The sequence below is a fragment of the Nocardiopsis sp. NPDC006198 genome (assembly GCF_040613895.1).
GTDB classification, from domain to species: Bacteria; Actinomycetota; Actinomycetes; order Streptosporangiales; family Streptosporangiaceae; genus Nocardiopsis; species Nocardiopsis tropica.
Window position 1 is genome coordinate 1 of sequence record NZ_JBEXSY010000125.1, and the last position, 3,178, is coordinate 3,178.

Sequence of the window (3,178 nt, forward strand, 5' to 3'; positions counted from 1 at the left end):
AAGTGTGCGCGAACATCCAATTATCTGCAGCGGACAAGCCCTCGGCCTATTAGTACCGGTCAGCTCCACCCCTCACAGGGCTTCCACACCCGGCCTATCAACCCCGTCGTCTACAGGGAGCCTTACCCTCTCAAAGGAGGCAGGAGACCTCATCTCGAAGCAAGCTTCCCGCTTAGATGCTTTCAGCGGTTATCCCTCCCGAACGTAGCCAACCAGCCATGCCCTTGGCAGGACAACTGGCACACCAGAGGTTCGTCCGTCCCGGTCCTCTCGTACTAGGGACAGCCCTTCTCAAGTCTCCAACGCGCACAGCGGATAGGGACCGAACTGTCTCACGACGTTCTAAACCCAGCTCGCGTGCCGCTTTAATGGGCGAACAGCCCAACCCTTGGGACCAACTCCAGCCCCAGGATGCGACGAGCCGACATCGAGGTGCCAAACCATCCCGTCGATATGGACTCTTGGGGAAGATCAGCCTGTTATCCCCGGGGTACCTTTTAGCCGTTGAGCGACACCGCTTCCACACGCCGGTGCCGGATCACTAGTCCCAGCTTTCGCTCCTGCTCGACACGTCCGTCTCACAGTCAAGCTCCCTTGTGCACTTACACTCAACACCTGATTACCAACCAGGCTGAGGGAACCTTTGGGCGCCTCCGTTACTCTTTGGGAGGCAACCGCCCCAGTTAAACTACCCACCAGACACTGTCCCCGAACCGGATCACGGTCCAAGGTTAGATGCCCGAAACAGTCAGAGTGGTATTTCACCAACGCCTCCACCGCCACTAGCGTGACAGCTTCACCGGCTCCCACCTATCCTACACAAACCATCCCAAACACCAATGTCAAGCTATAGTGAAGGTCCCGGGGTCTTTCCGTCCTGCTGCGCGAAACGAGCATCTTTACTCGTAGTGCAATTTCACCGGGCCCATGGTTGAGACAGTGGGGAAGTCGTTACGCCATTCGTGCAGGTCGGAACTTACCCGACAAGGAATTTCGCTACCTTAGGATGGTTATAGTTACCACCGCCGTTTACTGGCGCTTAGATTCCCAGCTTCGCAGGAGCGAACTCCCACTAACCGGTCCTCTTAACGTTCCAGCACCGGGCAGGCGTCAGTCCGTATACAGCGTCTTACGACTTCGCACGGACCTGTGTTTTTAATAAACAGTCGCTTCCCCCCGCTATCTGCGACCCCACCCAGCTCAGACCGCAAAGGCCATCACCAGACAGGGCTCCCCTTCTCCCGAAGTTACGGGGACAATTTGCCGAGTTCCTTAACCATGGTTCACCCGAACGCCTCGGTATTCTCTACCTGACCACCTGCGTCGGTTTAGGGTACTGGCCACACACGAACTCGCTAGAGGCTTTTCTCGACAGCATGGGATCACTCACTTCACCGAAAACGGCTCGGCATCACGTCTCAGCCTCAACAGGGGGCGGATTTGCCAACCCCCCAGCCTACACGCTTACCCCCGGACAACCACCGCCGGGTAGAGCTACCCTCCTGCGTCACCCCATCACTTACCTACTACAAGCTCGGATCCCAGACCGGTCCAGAGGCAGTTCCCGAAGGAACCACCAAGAACCAGCGTGGTTAGCATCACCTGATTCGATACTGGGCGCTCGTGCACGGGTACGGGAATATCAACCCGTTATCCATCGACTACGCCTGTCGGCCTCGCCTTAGGTCCAGACTCACCCTGGGCGGATTAACCTGCCCCAGGAACCCTTAGTCAATCGGCGGCAACGTTTCTCACGTTGCTTTCGCTACTCATGCCTGCATTCTCACTCGCACACCCTCCACCACACGATCACTCGGCAGCTTCACCGGATGCACGACGCTCCCCTACCACACCAACACAAGGTTGGCATCCACAGCTTCGGCGGTGTGCTTAAGCCCCGCTACATTATCGGCGCAGAACCACTTGACCAGTGAGCTATTACGCACTCTTTAAAGGATGGCTGCTTCTAAGCCAACCTCCTGGTTGTCTCAGCAACTCCACAACCTTTCCCACTTAGCACACGCTTAGGGGCCTTAGCTGATGATCTGGGCTGTTTCCCTCTCGACTACGAAGCTTATCCCCCGCAGTCTCACTGCCGCGCTTCACTTAACCGGCATTCGGAGTTTGTCTGACGTCAGTAACCTTGTAGGGCCCATCAGCCAAACAGTAGCTCTACCTCCAGCAAGAAACACGCGACGCTGCACCTAAATGCATTTCGGGGAGAACCAGCTATCACGGAGTTTGATTGGCCTTTCACCCCTACCCACACCTCATCCCCCAGGTTTTCAACCCTGGTGGGTTCGGGCCTCCACGAGGTCTTACCCCCGCTTCACCCTGGACATGGGTAGATCACTCCGCTTCGGGTCCACAGCATGCGACTCAAACGCCCTATTCAGACTCGGTTTCCCTACGGCTACCCCACCCGGGTTAACCTCGCCACACACCATGACTCGCAGGCTCATTCTTCAAAAGGCACGCCATCACCAAAGACAAGCTTCAGCTCTGACGGCTTGACAGCACACGGTTTCAGGTACTATTTCACGACCCCTCACCGGGGCACTTTTCACCTTTCCCTCACGGTACTAGTGCACTATCGGTCATCAGGACGTATTTTGGCTTAGCAGGTGGTCCTGCCAGATTCACACGGAATTTCTCGGGCTCCGCGCTACTCGGGAGAACACCAACGCCTAGACTCTTCCTTCACCTACGGGACTCTCACCCACTACGGTTCCGCTTCCCAACGGATTCAGCTAAAAGAATCACTCAGCGCTCCACGTCGGCAGACCTGGAAAGGTGCATCCCACAACCCCGCACACGCAACGACTGCCGTCTATCACACGCGCACGGTTTAGCCTCTTCCCCGTTCGCTCACCACTACTAGGGGAATCACTGTTGTTTACTCTTCCTACGGGTACTGAGATGTTTCACTTCCCCGCGTCACCACCAACTACCCTATACATTCAGGTAGCGGCAACCCGACACAACTCGGGCTAGGTTTCCCCATTCGGACACCCACGGATCAAAGCTCGGTTGACAGCTCCCCGTGGCCTATCGCGGCCTCCCGCGTCCTTCATCGGCGCCTGATGCCAAGGCATCCACCGTGTGCCACTATCACTTGGCCACTACAGATAACAAGATGCTCGCGCACACTATTCACAAGTCAAAACACCAACCGCAC

At 56.6% G+C, this 3,178-nt stretch carries 1 rRNA gene; it reads right to left on the reverse strand.

Annotation, left to right across the window (positions count from 1 at the left end):
• Positions 1 to 28: 28 nt before the first annotated feature.
• Positions 29 to 3,122: ribosomal RNA gene (locus tag ABZ234_RS33795) — 23S ribosomal RNA — on the reverse strand.
• Between the last annotated feature and the right edge of the window lie 56 nt (positions 3,123 to 3,178).